The organism is Rhodobacter lacus (assembly GCF_042683065.1).
GTDB classification, from domain to species: Bacteria; Pseudomonadota; Alphaproteobacteria; order Rhodobacterales; family Rhodobacteraceae; genus Rhodobacter; species Rhodobacter lacus.
The window spans coordinates 416,182-432,262 of record NZ_JBHUIX010000013.1 but is presented as its reverse complement, the minus strand read 5'-3'; the positions used below and the strand labels follow the sequence as shown (position 1 = coordinate 432,262).

Genomic DNA, 16,081 nt, shown 5'->3' with positions numbered 1-16,081 from the left:
CCGGGCGACGGAAAGCCCGCTCAGCCCGCCGGTTTCTCTTGCGGTTTCGGGCCGCTGCGCCGGGCGAAGAGCGCATTGATCAGCCTGAAGAACAGCGGCACATAGAAGATCGCGAGCCCGGTGCCCGAGAGCGTGCCGAAGAGCACGGTATAGCCGATCGCCTCACGCGCGCCTGCCCCCGCACCGGTGGAGAGCACCAGCGGCACCACACCGAGCGTGAAGGCGAGCGAGGTCATCAGGATCGGGCGGAACCGCAGCTTGGCCGCCGCCACCGCCGCCTCGGTCGCGCTCTCGCCCAGATCGCGCATCCGCTCGCGGGCAAATTCGACGATCATGATGCCGTTCTTGCCGGTGAGGCCGACCACGGTGAGCAGGCCCACCTGGAAATAAACCCCGTTCGCCTGACCGCCGAGCCACGCGCCGACAAGGCCGCCGATGATGCCGACCGGCATCGCCACGATCACCGCGATCGGAATGATCCAGCTTTCATAGAGCGCGGCGAGGCAGAGGAACACGGCGGCCAGCGAGAGCGCATAAAGCACCATCGCGCCATTGCCCGCCTGTTTTTCCTCAAGCGAGAGGCCGGTCCATTGCAGCGCGAAGCCGGGCGGCAATTGCGCGGCGAGCCGTTCCATCTCCCGCATCGCCTCCCCCGACGACACGCCCGCCTGCGGCGAGCCCTGAATCTGCATCGCGGGCAGCGCGTCATAGCGGGTGATCTGCTGCGGGCCGAACACCCAGTTTTGCGTGGCAAAGGTTGAAAGCGAGACGAAATCGCCGTTCTGGTTCGGCACCCGCCAGAGCGCGAAATCGGCCGGAGAGGTGCGCGCCCAGGGCTCGCCCTGCACATAGACCCGCTTCACCCGGCCCTCGTAGAGGAAGTCGTTCACATAGGAGGACGACCAGATCGTGTTGAGGAAAGCCCCGACATCGGCGGCGGTCAGGCCAACCGCGCCGGCCTTGGCCCAGTCGATATCAAGCCGGAACTGCGCCGCATCTTCCACGCCATTGGGGCGCACCGCCATCAGGAGCGGGCTTTGCCCCGCCATGCCGAGAAGCTGGTTGCGCGCAGCCAGAAGCTCATCATGGGTCTGCCCGGTGCGGGCCTGCAGATAGGCGGTGAAGCCGTTCGAGTTGCCAAGTTCAAGCACCGGCGGCGGCACGATCGGGATCACCACCGCCTCCTTGATGCCGCCCATGAGCGGACCGAAGGCGCGCCCGGCAATTGCCGCGGCGCTGTTTTGCGGCCCGACCCGTTCAGACCAGTCTTTCAGACGCACGAACATCATCGCCATGTTCTGCCCCTGCCCCGCGAAGGAGAAGCCGACCACCGCGAACACCGCCTCGACATTGTCATGCTCGGCGTTGAGGTAATACTGCTCGACCTGCTCGACCACTTTCTTGGTCTGGGCGGCCGTGGTGCCCGACGGCGTCTGGATCAGCGTCATCAGCACGCCCTGATCCTCATCAGGCAGGAACGAGGTCGGCGTGCGATGATAAAGCGCCACCATCGCCGCCACGAGGCAGGCATAAACGACAATGCCCTTGAGCGGATTGGCGACCACCCAGCGGGTCAGCCCGCCGTAGCCGTTTGTCACCCGCCCGAAGCGGGTCTCGAAGCGCTCGCCAAACCAGTTGGCGATGCCGCCCTTGGCCTCGGCATGGGGCTTGAGCAGGGTGGCGCAAAGCGCGGGCGTGAAGATCAGCGCCACCAGCACCGAAAGCGCCATCGCCGAAACGATGGTGACGGAGAACTGCTTGTAGATCTCCCCGGTCGAGCCCCCGAAAAAGGCCATCGGCACGAACACCGCAGAGAGCACCATGGCAATCCCCACGAGCGCGCCCGAGATCTCGTCCATCGACTTGCGGGTCGCCTCGCGCGGGGAGATATGCTCCTCCGCCATGATCCGCTCGACGTTTTCCACCACCACGATCGCATCGTCGACGAGAAGCCCGATGGCCAGCACCATCGCCAGCATCGTCAGCGTGTTGATGGTGAAGCCGAAGGCCGCCATGATCCCGAAAGTGCCCAGAAGCACCACCGGCACCGCGAGCGTGGGAATGAGCGTGGCGCGGAGGTTGTGCAGGAACAACAGCATCACCAGCACCACAAGCACGATCGCCTCGAAGAGCGTGCGCACCACCTCTTCGATCGAGAGCGTCACGAAAGGCGTGGTGTCATAGGGGATCACATATTGCATGCCGGAGGGGAAGAACGGCGCCAGCTCGTCGAGCCGGTCCTTCACCCGCGCCGCGGTATCGAGCGCGTTCGCGCCCGAGGCCAGCTGGATCGCCATCCCCGCCGAGGGGCTGCCGTTGTAATAGCCGTTGACCTCATAGGTCTCGGCGCCAAGTTCCACGCGCGCCACGTCGCGCAACAGCACGAGCCCGCCATCGGTATCGGCACGCAAGACGATGCGCTCGAAATCCTCGGGCGTGGTGAGCAGCGATTGCGCCGTGATGGTGGCGTTGAGCAATTGGCCATCGGGCGCGGGCAGCGCGCCAAAGGCGCCCGCCGAGATCTGCGCGTTCTGCCCCTGCACGGCGGCAATCACCGTATCGGGCCCCATGTCATAGGCCTTGAGCTTGTGCGGATCGAGCCAGATCCGCATCGCATGTTCGGAGCCGAACACCCGCACCGTGCCCACGCCCTCGATCCGCGAGAAGCTCTCGGCCATCGAGGCGCTCATATAGTCGGAGAGTTCCACGCTCGAGCGGGAATGGTCGGGCGAAATGAGCGAGACCACCATCAGGAAGCCGGTGGTGGATTTGGCCACCGTCACCCCCTGCCGGGTCACGGCCTCGGGCAGGCTCGCCTCGGCCTGGGCCAGCTTGTTTTGCACCTGCACCTGGGCAATGTCCGGGTCGGTGCTCAGCTCGAAGGTGAGCGTGATCGTGGCGCGCCCGGTCGAGGTGGTGTCAGAGGTGATGTAGCGCAGCCCGTCAAGGCCGGTCATCTGCTTTTCGACCACCTGCACCACGGTATCGGTGACGGTTTCCGCCGAGGCGCCCGGATAGGTCGCCTGAATCACCACCGAAGGCGAGGCGATGGAAGGGTATTGCGACACCGGCAAGCGCAGGATCGCCAGCACGCCAACGCCCATCACGACCAACGCCAGAACCCAGGCGAAGATCGGACGGTCAATGAAGAAACGCGACATGTTATTGACCTTCCGCTTGCGACGCGGCGCCCGCCGCGGGGGCCGGCGTATCGGGCACCACCGTCACCGGCGCGCCCGGCGCGGTTTTCTGGAAGCCCGAGGTGATCACCTGATCGCCGTCGTTGAGCCCGGAGGTGACGATCCAGTCATTGCCCGAAGCGCGGCCGATCTCGATCGGGCGCTTGGACACCTTGCCCTCTTCGACGAGCCAGACATAGGCATCGCCATTGCGCTCGCGCATCACCACGTTTTGCGGCAGCGCAAAGGCGCCCGTCGCTTTCGCCTGCGGCAGGTCCACCTCCACATACATGCCCGGAAGCAGCACGTGATCGGGGTTCGGGAAGGTCATGCGCAGCGTCACCATGCCGGTTGTGGGCTCGACGCGCGGCTCTGCCGCCTCCAGCCGCCCGGTATGCGGGAAAATCGAGCCATCCGCGAGGATCAGATGCGCCTCGCCCGTCGCACGCATCGCCCGCCCCTCGGGGGTGGTGGTGAAATGCATCATGTCGGTCGCCGATTGGGTCACATCCACATGGACCGGATCGAGCACACGGATGGTTGCGAGCGCGGTGGTCTGCTGCGCGGCCACAAGCGCCCCGGTGGTGGATTGCGTGAGGCCGATCACGCCCGCGATCGGGGCGCGGATCGTGGTGCGATCCAGCTCGATCGTGGCGCTCATCAGCTGCGCCTCGGCGGCTTGCAGCGCGGCATCGGCGGCTTCACGCGTTGCCACGGCAGAATCGCGGTTCTGCGCCGAACCCGCATTCGAGCCAAAAAGCTCGATGGCGCGTTTTTCCTCCAGCACGGCAAGGTCACGGTTGGCCTTGGCCTGCGCCACGGCGGCGCGCGCGGCGGCCACAGCGGCGCGATAGGTCTCGTCTTCGATCTTGTAGAGCGGCGCGTCTTTCGCGACATCGGCGCCCTCGTCAAAGAGCCGCTCGCGCAAAATGCCCGAGACCTGCGGGCGCACCTCGGCCTCGGTTGAGGCCTTGATCCGGCCCGGCAACCGCGCCGTCAGCACGATATCATGGGCCTCGGCACTCATCACAGTGACCGGCGCGGGCCCGCCGGGGCCCTGCTGCGCCTGCGCGGAAAGCGGAACGAGAGGAAGGAGCGACAGGCACAGAAGCCCGAACGGAAAAGGAAGACGCATGGGAAGGGTCCGAAACTGGGGAGGATCAGGAGAGATCTGGAGGGCGAGAGCGATCAGTCAAGGCCGCCGGCGGCGGCGCTCAGGGTGATGAAATCGTCAGCGCGTTGCGCTTGGGCGGCGGCAAGGCTCTGCTGGGCGGAAAGCGCAGAACGCTCGGCATCGAGAACCTCCATGAAATCGCCCTCGCCAAGGCTGTAGTTGGCGCGCGCGAGCTCGACAGTCTCGGCACTGGTCTCGACGAGATGCGATTGTGCGGCGATATTGCGGGCATCGCGGTTGTAGGCTGCCAGCGCGCTCTCGACTTCGTCAATCGCGCCCAGCACGGCCGCCTCCCACGCGCGTTTGGCTTGCACGGCCCGGGCCTCGGCAGCGCGAAGGTTTGCACGATTCGCCCCTCCGGTAAAGATCGGCAGGTCGAGCGCCGGGCCCACTGTCCAGGCGGTGATGGAGCCGCCGCGGCGGATATGGGTGGGCGTGACCGTGCCCGACAGGCTGATCGAGGGGTAAAAGGCCGCCTGCGCCACGCCGATCTCGAACACCGACGCCGCATAGCTGCGCTCGGCCAGCGCCACATCGGGGCGCGCGCGCAGCACATCCGCCGGCACCCCGACCGAGGCCTTGTAGCGCGGCGCGGGCTGGGGCGCGCCGCGTTCGAGCCCCGGACGCAGATCAGACACCCGCTGCGCGGTGAGCGTGGCAAGGCTGATCAACGCCTGATCGAAGCCGGTCTCAAAGCCCGGAAGCTGCGCCTCGCCCTCGGCCACGAGTTGCTCGGCCTGCAAAAGCTCCAGCCGCCCCGCAGTGCCGCTTTGCACCTGCACCCGGGTCAGCTCAAGGCTCTTGCGGCGGCTCTCCAGCGAGCGGCGGGTGAGCGCGATCGAGGCCTGCTGATAGCGCAGCTCGACATAGGCGCGCGCGATCGCTTCCTGCATCACCAGACGCGCGGCCGCGACCGACAGATCGGCCGCCTCAAGCTGTGCCGCCGCGGCCGCACGCGCATTGCGATTGGCGCCAAAAAGATCGAAGAGCCAGGAGACGGAAAGACCGGCCTGGCTTGTCGTGGCCACCCCGGCGCGGCCGGTGGTATCGCCCCGGCTGAGCCCCGCCGAACCGGACAGCTGCGGCAGATCGGCGGCGCCGGTGCCGGCAAGGGCGGCGCGCGCCTCTTCTACCGCCGCCACGGCCTGCAACACGTCCAGATTGCGTGCCTCACCGGCGGCGATCAGCGCATCAAGCTTCGGATCGCGGAACGCGTGCCACCAGCCCGCCCCGCCGCCCGCGCGCCGTGCCGGTGCCGCCGCATCAAAACGGGCCGGCGCATCGGCTTCGGGCGCATGATACTCAACCGCCGCGCAGCCCGCGAGCATCAGAGCCGCCCCGGAAAGGGCAGAGCCCGAAAGAAAGGCGCGCCGCGAGAGCGGCCGCCCTGTCTGCCCGTTTCGCATGTGTGATTCCCGTCTTAGTGCCTGTTGCGTTATGCCGGGTTTACTTACATTCATGTATGGATGTAAAGACCGCTCGGCAGTGCCGCGTCGCGGCATGGAGCACTGCGGCAGCGCCGCAACAGCGGCCACGCGCAGGCCGGACTTGACCCGGGCGCGCGCGCAGAGAAAGTGAGAGTGCAGACCCGGCGGACCTGTTGCGCGGCGGGGATGCGTCGGAGGCGGGGGCGAACGAGGCGTGAGACGCAGCAAGGCAGAAGCCGAACAGACACGCGAGAAAATCCTCAACGCGGCGGCGCGGCTCTTTTGCACGCGCGGGATCGCGCAGACAACGCTGGAGCAGATTGCCCGCGAGGCTGGCGCGACCCGCGGCGCTTTTTACTGGTATTTCAAAGACAAGACCGACGTTCTCAACGCGATCTATGAGCATTACAAGCCACCGCCGCTGGGCCGGATCGAGAGCGCCTCGGCGGCCGGGCCGATGGAGGACCCGTTTGGTGTGCTCGTCGCCACCGGGGTGGAATTCCTCGCCATGGTGGAGGATGACCCGATCCAGCAACGGTTGCATCTGATCTTGCTCAGCGGCCAACCGGGCGACGAGACCTCTGCCTGGCGCGAACGCTACAACGTTCATGTCTATGAGATTTTGGTGCGGGTCATGACCCGGGCCCGCGATGCGGGCCAGCTTGCCCCGGGCCTGTCCCCCGAAGAGGCCGCCGTCTCGCAAATGGCGCTGATCAACGGGCTGATCGGGGAATGGCACCGCTCGAGCCAGGCCTTCGGCCTTGCCGAGGTCGGCGCAAAGCTGCTGAGCCGCTTCCTCTCCGCGCTGCGCTGCACCGCCGCCTGACCCCGATCCCCGGCACAAACTCCATAATGGCGATATTGTCGCCATTATGAATAGCGCCATATTCGCGGCCACAAGAATACCTGCGAAAATCATATTCAGACCGGCGCAATATAATATACCACCATATTATGCCTGCACCAAAAGACAAATCCGCCACCAAATTATAATGCAAAAAGAACAAAGCATGACAGATTAAGGAAAGATCATGGCAGGGCTGCCATATTCTGCACAAAGTTCACGAACAAACCCTTGGAATTTCGCCGTTTCTATTTTTTGACGGCGGCAGGAAAAGCGGCAAGGACAGGGCAGAACCGGCGCGGGGATCTGGCCGAGCGCCGCGGCCCGGCGCGGCTGATGCGCGAATAACGCCCGATCTCGCACAGTGCCGGATCAAGACAAAACAGGAACACGCAGCCCCCCCCCGCGCGCGGGCCGCAATTCCGGCCTTTATTTCTTGGCAGTTTGAGAAAAGCGCCGCGATCCGGCCCTTGAGCACGCTGTGGACCGCGCCGGGCATCCGCCGCCCCCGATGCCCGCCCCGGGAGATCGGCGCCCTCACGCATGGGCACCGGCGCCCCGCGGCCACCACGGGGAAAAGACACGGTTCCGGCACGCAGGCGCCACAATGCCGCGCCGCCCGATTAATACGAAGTAAACTGATTAACAAAACACCCAGAAGAGAAACTTGAATAGGAAAATTTGCACGGACTATTTGATTGCCCGGCGAATACCAAACACGTATTCAAATTCTCAGAGACCGGCGCTTCCGAAGAATCGGACACCTCATCTCCCGTTCCCTCTCATCGTGTACCGGCCACCGCCGGGTGACCCTTCCTGAAGGCAGAACGCCTCTTGTCTTTTGCCCAGGAGTTCTGCCATGGCCCTTCCGACCTATACCCCCGAGCAGGGGATCTATCAGCTCACGCAAGGGTTCTGGGGGCACCGTGCGGCCTGGCCGATGGGCAACAACCATACCGTGAGCTACTCGCTGTCCTCGACCATCAGCGCGGAAGAAAAGGGGCTGATCGAAACCGCCTTCGCGGAATGGAGCGCGATCACCGGCATCACTTTCGTGCAGGCCATGGGCACCGGCCAGATCCGGTTCTCGAACACCGGATCGGGCGCCTATACCTCGATCACATGGTCGGGCGGCTCCCTGACTTCGGCCAATGTCTCGATCAGCGCCGCATGGACAGAAAAATACGGCACCTCCGTCGGCACCTATGGCTATCAGACCTATCTGCACGAGATCGGCCATGCGCTCGGGCTCGGCCATACCGGCGATTACGACGGCAGCGCCTATTTCGCGAATGATGCGCTCTATGCCAACGACAGCTGGCAAACCTCGGTGATGTCCTATTTCTCGCAATCGGCCAACCCGAACACGGGCGCCTCCTATGCCTATGTGCTCACGCCGATGAGCTTCGATGTCGCCGCCGCGCGCAACCTTTATGGCAACCATGCGAGCCACGAGGGCAACACCACCTATGGCCAGGGCTCCACAGCCGGCGGCGCGCTCGATTATCTCGCCCAGGATACGATCAACCGCTCTGTCACCTTCACCCTGGTGGACAGCTCCGGCATCGACACGATCAACTTTGCCAACCGCGCCGATGCCGTGCGCATCGACCTGACCCCGGGCGCGGTCTCGGATGTGTTCGGGCGCACCGGCAACATGATCATCTCCGACGATACGGTGATCGAGCACCTGCGCACCGGCGCGGGCAATGACACAATCATCGGCAATACGGCCGCCAATGCGATCGACGCGGGGGCCGGCAATGACCGGGTGCGCGGCGGGGCGGGCAATGACACGCTCACCGGCGGCGCGGGGGACGATACGCTCACCGGCGGGTCTGGCGCAGACACTTTCGTGCTCGGGTCCGGGTTCGGCTCCGACCAGATCAGCGATTTCAGCAGCGACGATTTCATCGACCTGTCGCAAATTGCGGCGCTCACAAGCTGGACCGCATTGACCGAACTGATGACGCAATCAAGTGCGGGGGTCACGCTGGCAACGGCTCAGGGCACGCTCCTGCTCCTCGGGGCCACGCTTTCGAGCCTCGATGCGGCGCATTTTCTGCTCGTGAACGGGCCGGGCTCGGCCAAGGATGCGCCCGCCGTGGTCACCTCTCCCGCGCCCGGCACGGGCGGCGGCACGGGCACGGGCGGCGGCAACGGGAACCAAAAGCTCACCGGCAGCGCGGGCCACGACAGCCTGCAGGGCGGCGCGGGCAATGACACGATCACCGCGGGCGAGGGCAATGACAGCGTGACCGGCGGCACCGGCGCCGACCGGATCTGGCTGGATGCGGGCAATGACCGGTTTTTTGACACCGCTGGCAACGAGGTGGACGTGGTGCATGGCGGGGCTGGCGATGATGTGCTTGAAAGCCTCGGCGGGCGCGACCGGCTCTATGGCGATGCCGGAAATGACAGCCTGACCGCCAGCGACGATGGCTCGAAACTGGTGGGCGGGCTCGGCGACGATACGATGACGGGCGGCGCGGGCGTTGACATGGTGACCGATACCGGCGGGCACGATCTGGTCTCACTCGGCGCGGGCAACGACCGCTACAAAGGCTCGGGCGATGCGGCCGGCGCGGGCGATACCGTGCATGGCGGCGAGGGGCAGGACACGATCCTGACCGGCGCGGGCGACGATCTCGTTTATGGCGATGCGGGCAATGACAAGATCGTCACCGGCGCGGGCAATGACACGGTGAGCGGCGGCGCAGGCGATGACAGCATCACGCTCGGCGATGGCGACGACAGCTTCACCGACAGCGCCGATGCCGGCAATGACCGGGTCCGCGGCGGCGCGGGCAACGAGGTGCTCACCAGCCTCGGCGGGCATGACACGCTTGACGGCGGCGCGGGCAACGACCGGCTGACCGCCTCGAATGACGGCGCCAACCTCTATGCCGGCGCGGGCGACGACACGATCACCGGCGGCACCGGCAACGACTACACCACCGACGGCGGCGGCAGCGACGTGGTCTCGCTTGGCGCCGGCAACGACCGCTACATCGTCAAGGGCGACAGCGCCTCCGACAGCGACACCGTGCATGGCGGCGCAGGCAATGACCGGGTGCTTGCAGGCAATGGCAATGACCTGATCTGGGGCGATTCCGGCAATGATTTCATCGCAGGCCGCGCGGGCGACGACACGATCAGCGGCGGGCTCGGCGATGACACGCTCTGGGGCGGGCTGGGGGCGGACAGCTTCGTGTTCTACCCCGGCGAGGGCGATGACCTGATCCGCGATTTCGCGCCCGGCACCGATGTGATCGACCTCACCGCGCTCTCCGGGCTTTCCGACTGGGCCGATCTGAGCGCGCATCTGTCGCAACAGGGGGCCAATGCGGTCCTCGATTTCGGCGATCTGACGATCACGCTTTTTCAGGTCTCTTCCGGCGCGCTCGACAGTCACGATTTCCTGTTTTGATGCCCCCGAAATCGCAACAGGCCGCCCGAGTCCGGGCGGCCTTTCGTTTGCACCTGGGGGGCGCTCAGGCCGGGGCGCCCGCGCCGTCAAACACGCCCTCAAAAAGCGCCGAGGACAGATAGCGCTCGCCCGAGTCGGGCAAGATCACCACGATCGTCTTGCCCGCATTCTCGGGCTTGGCCGCGAGCCGGAGCGCCACCGCCGTTGCCGCGCCGCAAGAGATCCCCGACAAGATCCCCTCCTCACGCGCCAGCCGCAGCGCCACTTCCATCGCCTCTTCGTTCGTCACCGTCTCGACCGCGTCGATCAGGCTCAGATCGAGCACGCCCGGCACGAAGCCCGCGCCGATGCCCTGAATCTTGTGCGGGCCGGGCTTGAGCACCTCGCCCGCCCGCGCCTGCGTCAGCACGGGGCTCGCCGCAGGCTCGACCGCGACCGAGGTGACACGCCCCGGCGCCTTCGCCTTGAGAAACCGGGTGGTGCCGGTGATGGTGCCGCCAGTGCCCACGCCCGCAACGAAAATATCGACCTCGCCCTCGGTATCTTCCCAGATCTCGGGGCCGGTGGTGCGCTCATGGATCGCCGGGTTGGCCGGGTTCTGGAATTGCTGCAGCAGCAGGTATTTCGGGTCCGAGGCGGCGATCTCCTCGGCCTTGGCAATGGCACCCGCCATCCCCTTTGCGCCCTCGGTCAGCACGAGTTTGGCGCCATAGGCGAGCAAGAGCTTGCGCCGCTCAAGGCTCATCGTCTCGGGCATGGTGAGCGTGATCGGAATGCCGCGCGCCGCCGCCACTGCCGCGAGCGCGATCCCCGTATTCCCCGAGGTGGGCTCGACAATCTCGCGGCCCGGGGTCAGCAGGCCCTTTTCCTCCGCGTCCCAGATCATCGCCGAGCCGATCCGGCATTTGACCGAATAGGCGGGGTTGCGGCCCTCGACCTTGGCCAGCACCGTCGCCCCCAGCCCCTTGGTCAGGCGCGAAAGCTTCACGAGCGGCGTGCCGCCGATGGAGAGCGAATTGTCGTCAAAAATGCGGGTCATGGCATGTCTCCGGTCTGATCGCGGCCGGGTCTTCCGGCCTTTGCATCTTCAGAACACGAAGAAAATTGCTTGAAAAGCCTTGAAAAACCGGCGTCCCGGCTTTGTGAAAACTTCGGGAAGCCGTTATCGGCCGGGGCCCTGCGGGAAGCATAATTTCCCGCAGGCGAATGGCTCAGGGCAGCGCCAGAATGACATGGCTTGATTTGACGAGCGCCGTCACCCGCGCTCCGGGGGCGAGCGCCAAAGCCTCTGCGCTTTCGCGGGTGATGCTTGCGGTGAGCGTTTTTCCGCCGCCCAGATCAAGCACCGCCTCGGCGCCAAGATCCCCGTCGATCCGCTCCATCACCACGCCGGTGAGCCGGTTGCGGATCGAAAGCCGGGGCGCCTCCTCACGGGTGAGCATGACGAAATTGGATTTCACCAGCGCCAAAACCTCGGTGCCCGGTGCAAGCCCCATTTCCGCCGCCGAACGCGCGGTGATCACCGAGGTGAGCCGCTGCCCCTCGCCCAAGGCGAGCCGGACCGAGGCGCTCACCTCGTCCGCGGTCACTTCCGTCACCTTGCAAGACCACATGTTGCGCGCCGAGGTGCGCAGGCTCAGGCCGCGCAGAACCTCGCCCGCAGAGAGATCGAGCCGCGCTTCAAGCGAGGCCATGAGCTTCGCGAGCCCCTCCTCGATCGCGCCATAAGCGGCAATGACGTTCCTGCCCGCCTCGGTGAGCCCGGCGCCGCCGCCCGCGCGCCCGCCCGGCGCCGCCGTCACCAAAGGGCTCGCAAACAGGTTGTTCATCGCCTGCACGCCATCCCAGGCCGCCTTGTAGCTCAGCCCGACCTCGCGCGCGGCGCCCGAGATCGAGCCCGTGCGCCCGATCGCCGCCAAAAGCGCCACCCGCTCCGCCCCCATCCGCGCGCCTGTGCGCTCAAGGATCAATGCACTCTTCAACCCGTCGTTCATCTGCCGACCTCCGTTTTGCCCACCCTGCGCCAGAGCGCGACCGGATGCCACCCCGGTCGCCACGGCGACTCGCCGCAAAAGCACCACGGCGCTTCGCACGTCGCCCCATTTCCGGGCAGTTTACGCAAATCCGCCCGCGTTCCGCACAATGTTACCCATTCGTCACCGTCAAGTGGTCGCAGCCCGCAAGCCCCGGCCAGGGCAGCGGTTGCCGGTTTGCTCTCGCCACCGCTATGAAGCTTGCGTATATAGCGACTGAAACCGGGGTTTTCCCGAAAGATGAAAGGACTGCCCATGACCACGCTCCGCCTGACCCTCGCGCTTGCCGCCTCGGCCGCACTTGCCACCCCCGCCGCCGCGGAAGAGGTGATCGCCGCCGTCGCCGCCAATTTCACCAAGCCCGCGCAGGAAATCGCCGCGCTTTTCACCGAAAAAACCGGCGATACGGTGACGCTCAGCTTCGGCCCCTCGGGCCAGTTCTACACCCAGATCACCCAGGGCGCGCCCTTTGAGGTGTTCCTCTCCGCCGATGCCAAACGCCCGGCGAAAGCGGTGGAAGACGGTTTTGGCGTGCCCGGCACGAACTTCACCTATGCGCGCGGCACGCTCGTGCTCTGGAGCGCCGATCCGAAGGCGATTGACGGCACCGAGGCGGCGCTGAAAGCCAACCCCGAGCATGTGGCGATTGCCGATCCGGCCTCCGCCCCCTATGGCGCGGCTGCGGTCGAAGTGATCGAAAAGCTCGGCCTGACCGAGGCGCTTGCGCCCAAGATCATTACCGGCAAAAGTATTGCCCAGGCCTATCAGTTCACCGCCACCGGCAATGCGCCGATTGGATTTGTGGCCTATTCGCAAGTGATTGGAGACGAAACCGGCTCGCAATGGATCATCCCGCAAGAGGATTACACGCCGATCAAACAAGATGCGGTGCTGCTCCAGCCGGGGGCCAACGATCCTGCGGCCAAAGCCTTCCTTGCCTTCCTGAAATCCCCGGAAGCGATTGAGATCATCAAGAAATATGGCTACGAAACCGAGGAATAACGGATGAGCCTTGCGAGCCTTCACGATCCGGCGATGCTGGAGACGCTGGCGCTGACGCTCAAGCTGGCGAGTGTCACCACCGTTGTGCTTCTGGTGATCGGCACGCCGCTCGCGTGGTGGCTCGCACAGCCCGGCGGGCTCTGGAAAGAGGCCGTCGGCGCCATCATCTCGTTGCCGATCGTGCTGCCGCCCACGGTGCTCGGCTTTTACCTCCTCATCGCCATGGGGCCGCAATCGCCGCTCACCGCGCTTTTGGGCCACAAGCTCTCCTTCACCTTCGCGGGGCTGGTGCTCGGCTCGGTGATCTACTCCCTGCCCTTCGTGGTGAACCCGATCCGCAACAGCTTTGCCGCCATGGGGCCGCGACCGATGGAGGTGGCGGCCACCCTGCGCGCCACGCCCTTCGACGCTTTCCGCACCGTTGCCCTGCCGCTTGCCGCCCCCGGCCTCTCGACCGGGGCGATCCTCGGCTTTGCCCATACGGTGGGCGAATTTGGCGTGGTGCTGATGATCGGCGGCGCCATCCCCGGCAAGACCAAGGTGCTGTCGGTGACGATCTTCGACTATGTGGAAAACCTCGAATGGGGCAAGGCGCATCTGCTTGCGGGCGGCATGCTCGTGCTCTCCTTCTCCGTCATTCTCGCGATGATGCTGATCGAGCGGCGCTTTGGCGCAGACCGCGGCGAGGCACGGCGATGATCTCGGCACGGTTTGCCGGGCGGCTCGGCGGGTTTGATCTTGATGTTGCCTTTGAGGCGCCGGGCCGCGGTGTCACCGCGCTCTTTGGCCCTTCGGGCTGTGGCAAAACTTCGGTGCTGCGCTGCATGGCGGGGCTGACGCGGCTCCCCGGCGGGCGGCTCGAGGTGAATGGCGAGCTGTGGCAAGAGGGCCGGCGCATCCTCCCCACCCATCGCCGTGCCGTGGGCTATGTGTTTCAGGAAGCAAGCCTTTTTGCGCATATGAGCGTGCGCGAAAACCTTCGATACGGGATGAGGCGCGCGCGCGGCAGCTTGCGCATCAGCGAGGAGGAGGTGGTCGCCCTGCTCGGCATCGAGGCGCTTTTCACCCGCCCGACCGCGGCGCTCTCCGGCGGCGAGCGGCAGCGCGTGGCAATTGGCCGGGCACTGCTCTCCCAGCCCGCACTCCTGTTGATGGACGAGCCCCTCTCCGCGCTCGACCGGATCTCGCGCGAGGAGATCCTGCCCTATCTTGAGCGCCTCCATGCCACGCTCGAAATGCCGATCATCTTTGTCAGCCACGACATGTCCGAGGTCGAGCGGCTCGCCGACCGGCTGGTGCTGATGGAGGCGGGCCGGGTGCGCGCCGAGGGGCCGCTGGCCGATCTCCTCGCCGACCCGAGCCTGCCGCTGATCCACCGCCCCGACCTTGCCGCGGTGCTTGAAGGCGAGGTGCTCTCGGTCGATCCGCACTACGGGTTGAGCGAGATCGCCGTGCGCGGCGGCGTGATCACCGTGCCCGGCGCGCTCGGCCCGCGCGGCACGCGGCGGCGCCTGCGCATCCCGGCCTCCGATGTCAGCCTCGGGCGGCGCGCACCGCTTGACACAACGATCCTGAACGCGCTCCCCGCCACCATTCTCGATGCCGCGCCAGACCCCAATGAGGGCCATTTGACCACGGTGCGCCTTGCGCTTGGCCCGGCGGGAGATGGCGCCTTGCTGCTCTCGCGTGTGTCGCGTAAGTCATGGGACAGGCTTGGTTTTGCGCCCGGAGACCCGATCGTGGCCCGGCTCAAGGCCACGGCCCTTTCCGGCCGAGGCCGGCCCGCTGAAACCGCCCCGGAAAGGACGGCCGAGAATGTTCCTGATTGACGACCAGGCGCTGATGGCGCTGATCCGCGAAGATGTGCCGATGGGCGATCTGACCACCCGCGCGCTTGGCATCGGGCTGGAGGCGGGCGAGCTCACGATGCGCGCGCGCGCGCCGATGACCGTCGCCTGCTCGGAGGAAGCGGTGCGGGTGCTGCAGCTTCTGGGCGCCGAAGCCTGGATCGCCTGCCCTTCCGGCAAGACCGTTCCCGAGGGCGAGATGCTGCTTTTTGCGCGCGGTCAGGCGGAGGCTCTGCTTGCAGGCTGGAAAGTGGCGCAGGTGCTGATCGAATGGGCCTCGGGCATCGCCTCTTCGGCGGCGGCCATCGTCACCGCGGCCGAGGCCGTGGCGCCCTCCATTTCCGTCGCCTGCACCCGCAAGGCGGTGCCGGGCACGCGCGCGCTTTCGGCCAAGGCGGTCTGTGCGGGCGGCGCCACGATCCACCGCGCCGGGCTCTCTGACACGGTGCTGCTCTTTGCCGAACATCGCGCCTTTGGCGGCGCGGAGGCCCTGGCGCACCAGATCGCCCGGCTCCACGCCACCTGCCCGGAGCGGCGCGTGGTGGTGGAAGTGGCCGACCGCGACGAGGCGCTGGCCGCCGCCGAGGCCGGTGCCGAAGTGCTGCAGCTTGAAAAGTTCCCCCCCGCCGAGGTGGCCGCCGTGGTCGAGGCGCTTGGCCCCCGCTGGCCCGGCAAGGTGGCGGCAGCCGGCGGGGTCAACGCCCGGAATGCCGCCGAATATGCCGCGACGGGCGCGCAGATCCTTGTCACCTCCGCGCCGTTCTGGGCGCCGCCCCGCGATGTGAAAGTGCATATCGCCCCGGCGTGAGCCATGGCTTGCCGCAGAATACGGCCGCAGCATACGAAAGGGGCGCGGTCCGTATCGACCGCGCCCCTTTCGTCCTGACATGTCCGGGAGCCCTTAGCAGCTCCCCAAGCAGCGGTGTTACACGCCGATGATCACGTCGCTGGCCTTGATGATCGCGCTGGCCTGATCTCCTGGTTTCAGGCCCAGATCGGCGACGGCTTCGTTGGTGATCGCAGCGGTCACGATGGACCCGCCGATGTCGATCTTCACATGAGAGGTGACATGACCGACCTCGACCGAGGTCACGGTGCCCGTCAGAACATTGCGTGCACTAAGTTTCATGCCTGCCTTTCCGGCC

At 66.2% G+C, this 16,081-nt stretch carries 12 protein-coding genes; 6 read left to right on the top strand and 6 right to left on the bottom strand.

Translation table 11 applies throughout. The annotated features are described in order from the left end of the window. Positions 1 to 20: 20 nt before the first annotated feature. Genes ACFSM0_RS14255 through ACFSM0_RS14245 form a run of 3 tightly spaced genes read right to left on the bottom strand, consistent with a single transcriptional unit; the run spans position 21 to position 5,759 of the window. The gene (locus ACFSM0_RS14255; RefSeq protein WP_377391676.1) at positions 21 to 3,161 is read right to left on the bottom strand and encodes an efflux RND transporter permease subunit; all 3,141 of its coding nucleotides are present in this window, start codon (positions 3,159 to 3,161) and stop codon (positions 21 to 23) included. 1 nt (position 3,162) lies between these two features. Further along, entirely contained in the window at positions 3,163 to 4,314 is a 1,152-nt protein-coding gene (locus ACFSM0_RS14250) for an efflux RND transporter periplasmic adaptor subunit (protein WP_377391673.1), read from the bottom strand. Between the two features lie 53 nt (positions 4,315 to 4,367). After that, positions 4,368 to 5,759: an efflux transporter outer membrane subunit gene (locus tag ACFSM0_RS14245; RefSeq protein WP_377391670.1), complete on the bottom strand. Its 1,392-nt coding sequence runs from the start codon at positions 5,757 to 5,759 to the stop codon at positions 4,368 to 4,370. A 235-nt stretch (positions 5,760 to 5,994) separates the two neighbouring features. Here ACFSM0_RS14245 and ACFSM0_RS14240 point away from each other — a divergent pair, with 235 nt between their 5' ends. Continuing rightward, a complete protein-coding gene (locus ACFSM0_RS14240; RefSeq protein WP_377391667.1) occupies positions 5,995 to 6,606 on the top strand; it encodes a TetR family transcriptional regulator in 612 nt (203 codons plus the stop codon). Between the two features lie 877 nt (positions 6,607 to 7,483). Continuing rightward, the gene (locus tag ACFSM0_RS14235) at positions 7,484 to 10,054 is read left to right on the top strand and encodes a M10 family metallopeptidase C-terminal domain-containing protein (protein WP_377391665.1); all 2,571 of its coding nucleotides are present in this window, start codon (positions 7,484 to 7,486) and stop codon (positions 10,052 to 10,054) included. A 64-nt stretch (positions 10,055 to 10,118) separates the two neighbouring features. On the opposite strand, the gene cysK is transcribed toward ACFSM0_RS14235, so the two are convergent. Together cysK and ACFSM0_RS14225 are read right to left on the bottom strand one after the other, a co-directional pair. Continuing rightward, positions 10,119 to 11,093 carry a cysteine synthase A gene (gene cysK / locus ACFSM0_RS14230; RefSeq protein WP_377391662.1) on the bottom strand — a complete coding sequence of 325 codons (975 nt, stop codon included), beginning with the start codon at positions 11,091 to 11,093 and terminating at the stop codon, positions 10,119 to 10,121. Between the two features lie 172 nt (positions 11,094 to 11,265). Next, entirely contained in the window at positions 11,266 to 12,048 is a 783-nt protein-coding gene (locus ACFSM0_RS14225; RefSeq protein ID WP_377391658.1) for a TOBE domain-containing protein, read from the bottom strand. A gap of 294 nt (positions 12,049 to 12,342) precedes the next feature. Here ACFSM0_RS14225 and modA point away from each other — a divergent pair, with 294 nt between their 5' ends. Genes modA through modD form a run of 4 tightly spaced genes read left to right on the top strand, consistent with a single transcriptional unit; the run spans position 12,343 to position 15,744 of the window. Continuing rightward, entirely contained in the window at positions 12,343 to 13,089 is a 747-nt protein-coding gene (modA, locus tag ACFSM0_RS14220; protein ID WP_377391655.1) for a molybdate ABC transporter substrate-binding protein, read from the top strand. 3 nt (positions 13,090 to 13,092) lie between these two features. Then, positions 13,093 to 13,788, top strand: a complete 696-nt coding sequence (gene modB / locus ACFSM0_RS14215; RefSeq protein ID WP_377391652.1) for a molybdate ABC transporter permease subunit — start codon at positions 13,093 to 13,095, stop codon at positions 13,786 to 13,788. Then, on the top strand, positions 13,785 to 14,918 hold the full coding sequence (gene modC, locus ACFSM0_RS14210) for a molybdenum ABC transporter ATP-binding protein (RefSeq protein ID WP_377391649.1): 1,134 nt from the start codon (positions 13,785 to 13,787) through the stop codon (positions 14,916 to 14,918). The genes modB and modC overlap by 4 nt, the downstream gene beginning before the upstream one ends. Beyond that, the gene (gene modD / locus ACFSM0_RS14205) at positions 14,905 to 15,744 is read left to right on the top strand and encodes a ModD protein (RefSeq protein ID WP_377391647.1); all 840 of its coding nucleotides are present in this window, start codon (positions 14,905 to 14,907) and stop codon (positions 15,742 to 15,744) included. Before modC ends, modD begins: the two co-directional genes overlap by 14 nt. 117 nt (positions 15,745 to 15,861) lie before the next feature. Here modD and ACFSM0_RS14200 read toward each other — a convergent pair whose 3' ends face one another. After that, the gene (locus ACFSM0_RS14200; RefSeq protein WP_377391644.1) at positions 15,862 to 16,065 is read right to left on the bottom strand and encodes a TOBE domain-containing protein; all 204 of its coding nucleotides are present in this window, start codon (positions 16,063 to 16,065) and stop codon (positions 15,862 to 15,864) included. Positions 16,066 to 16,081: the final 16 nt, after the last annotated feature.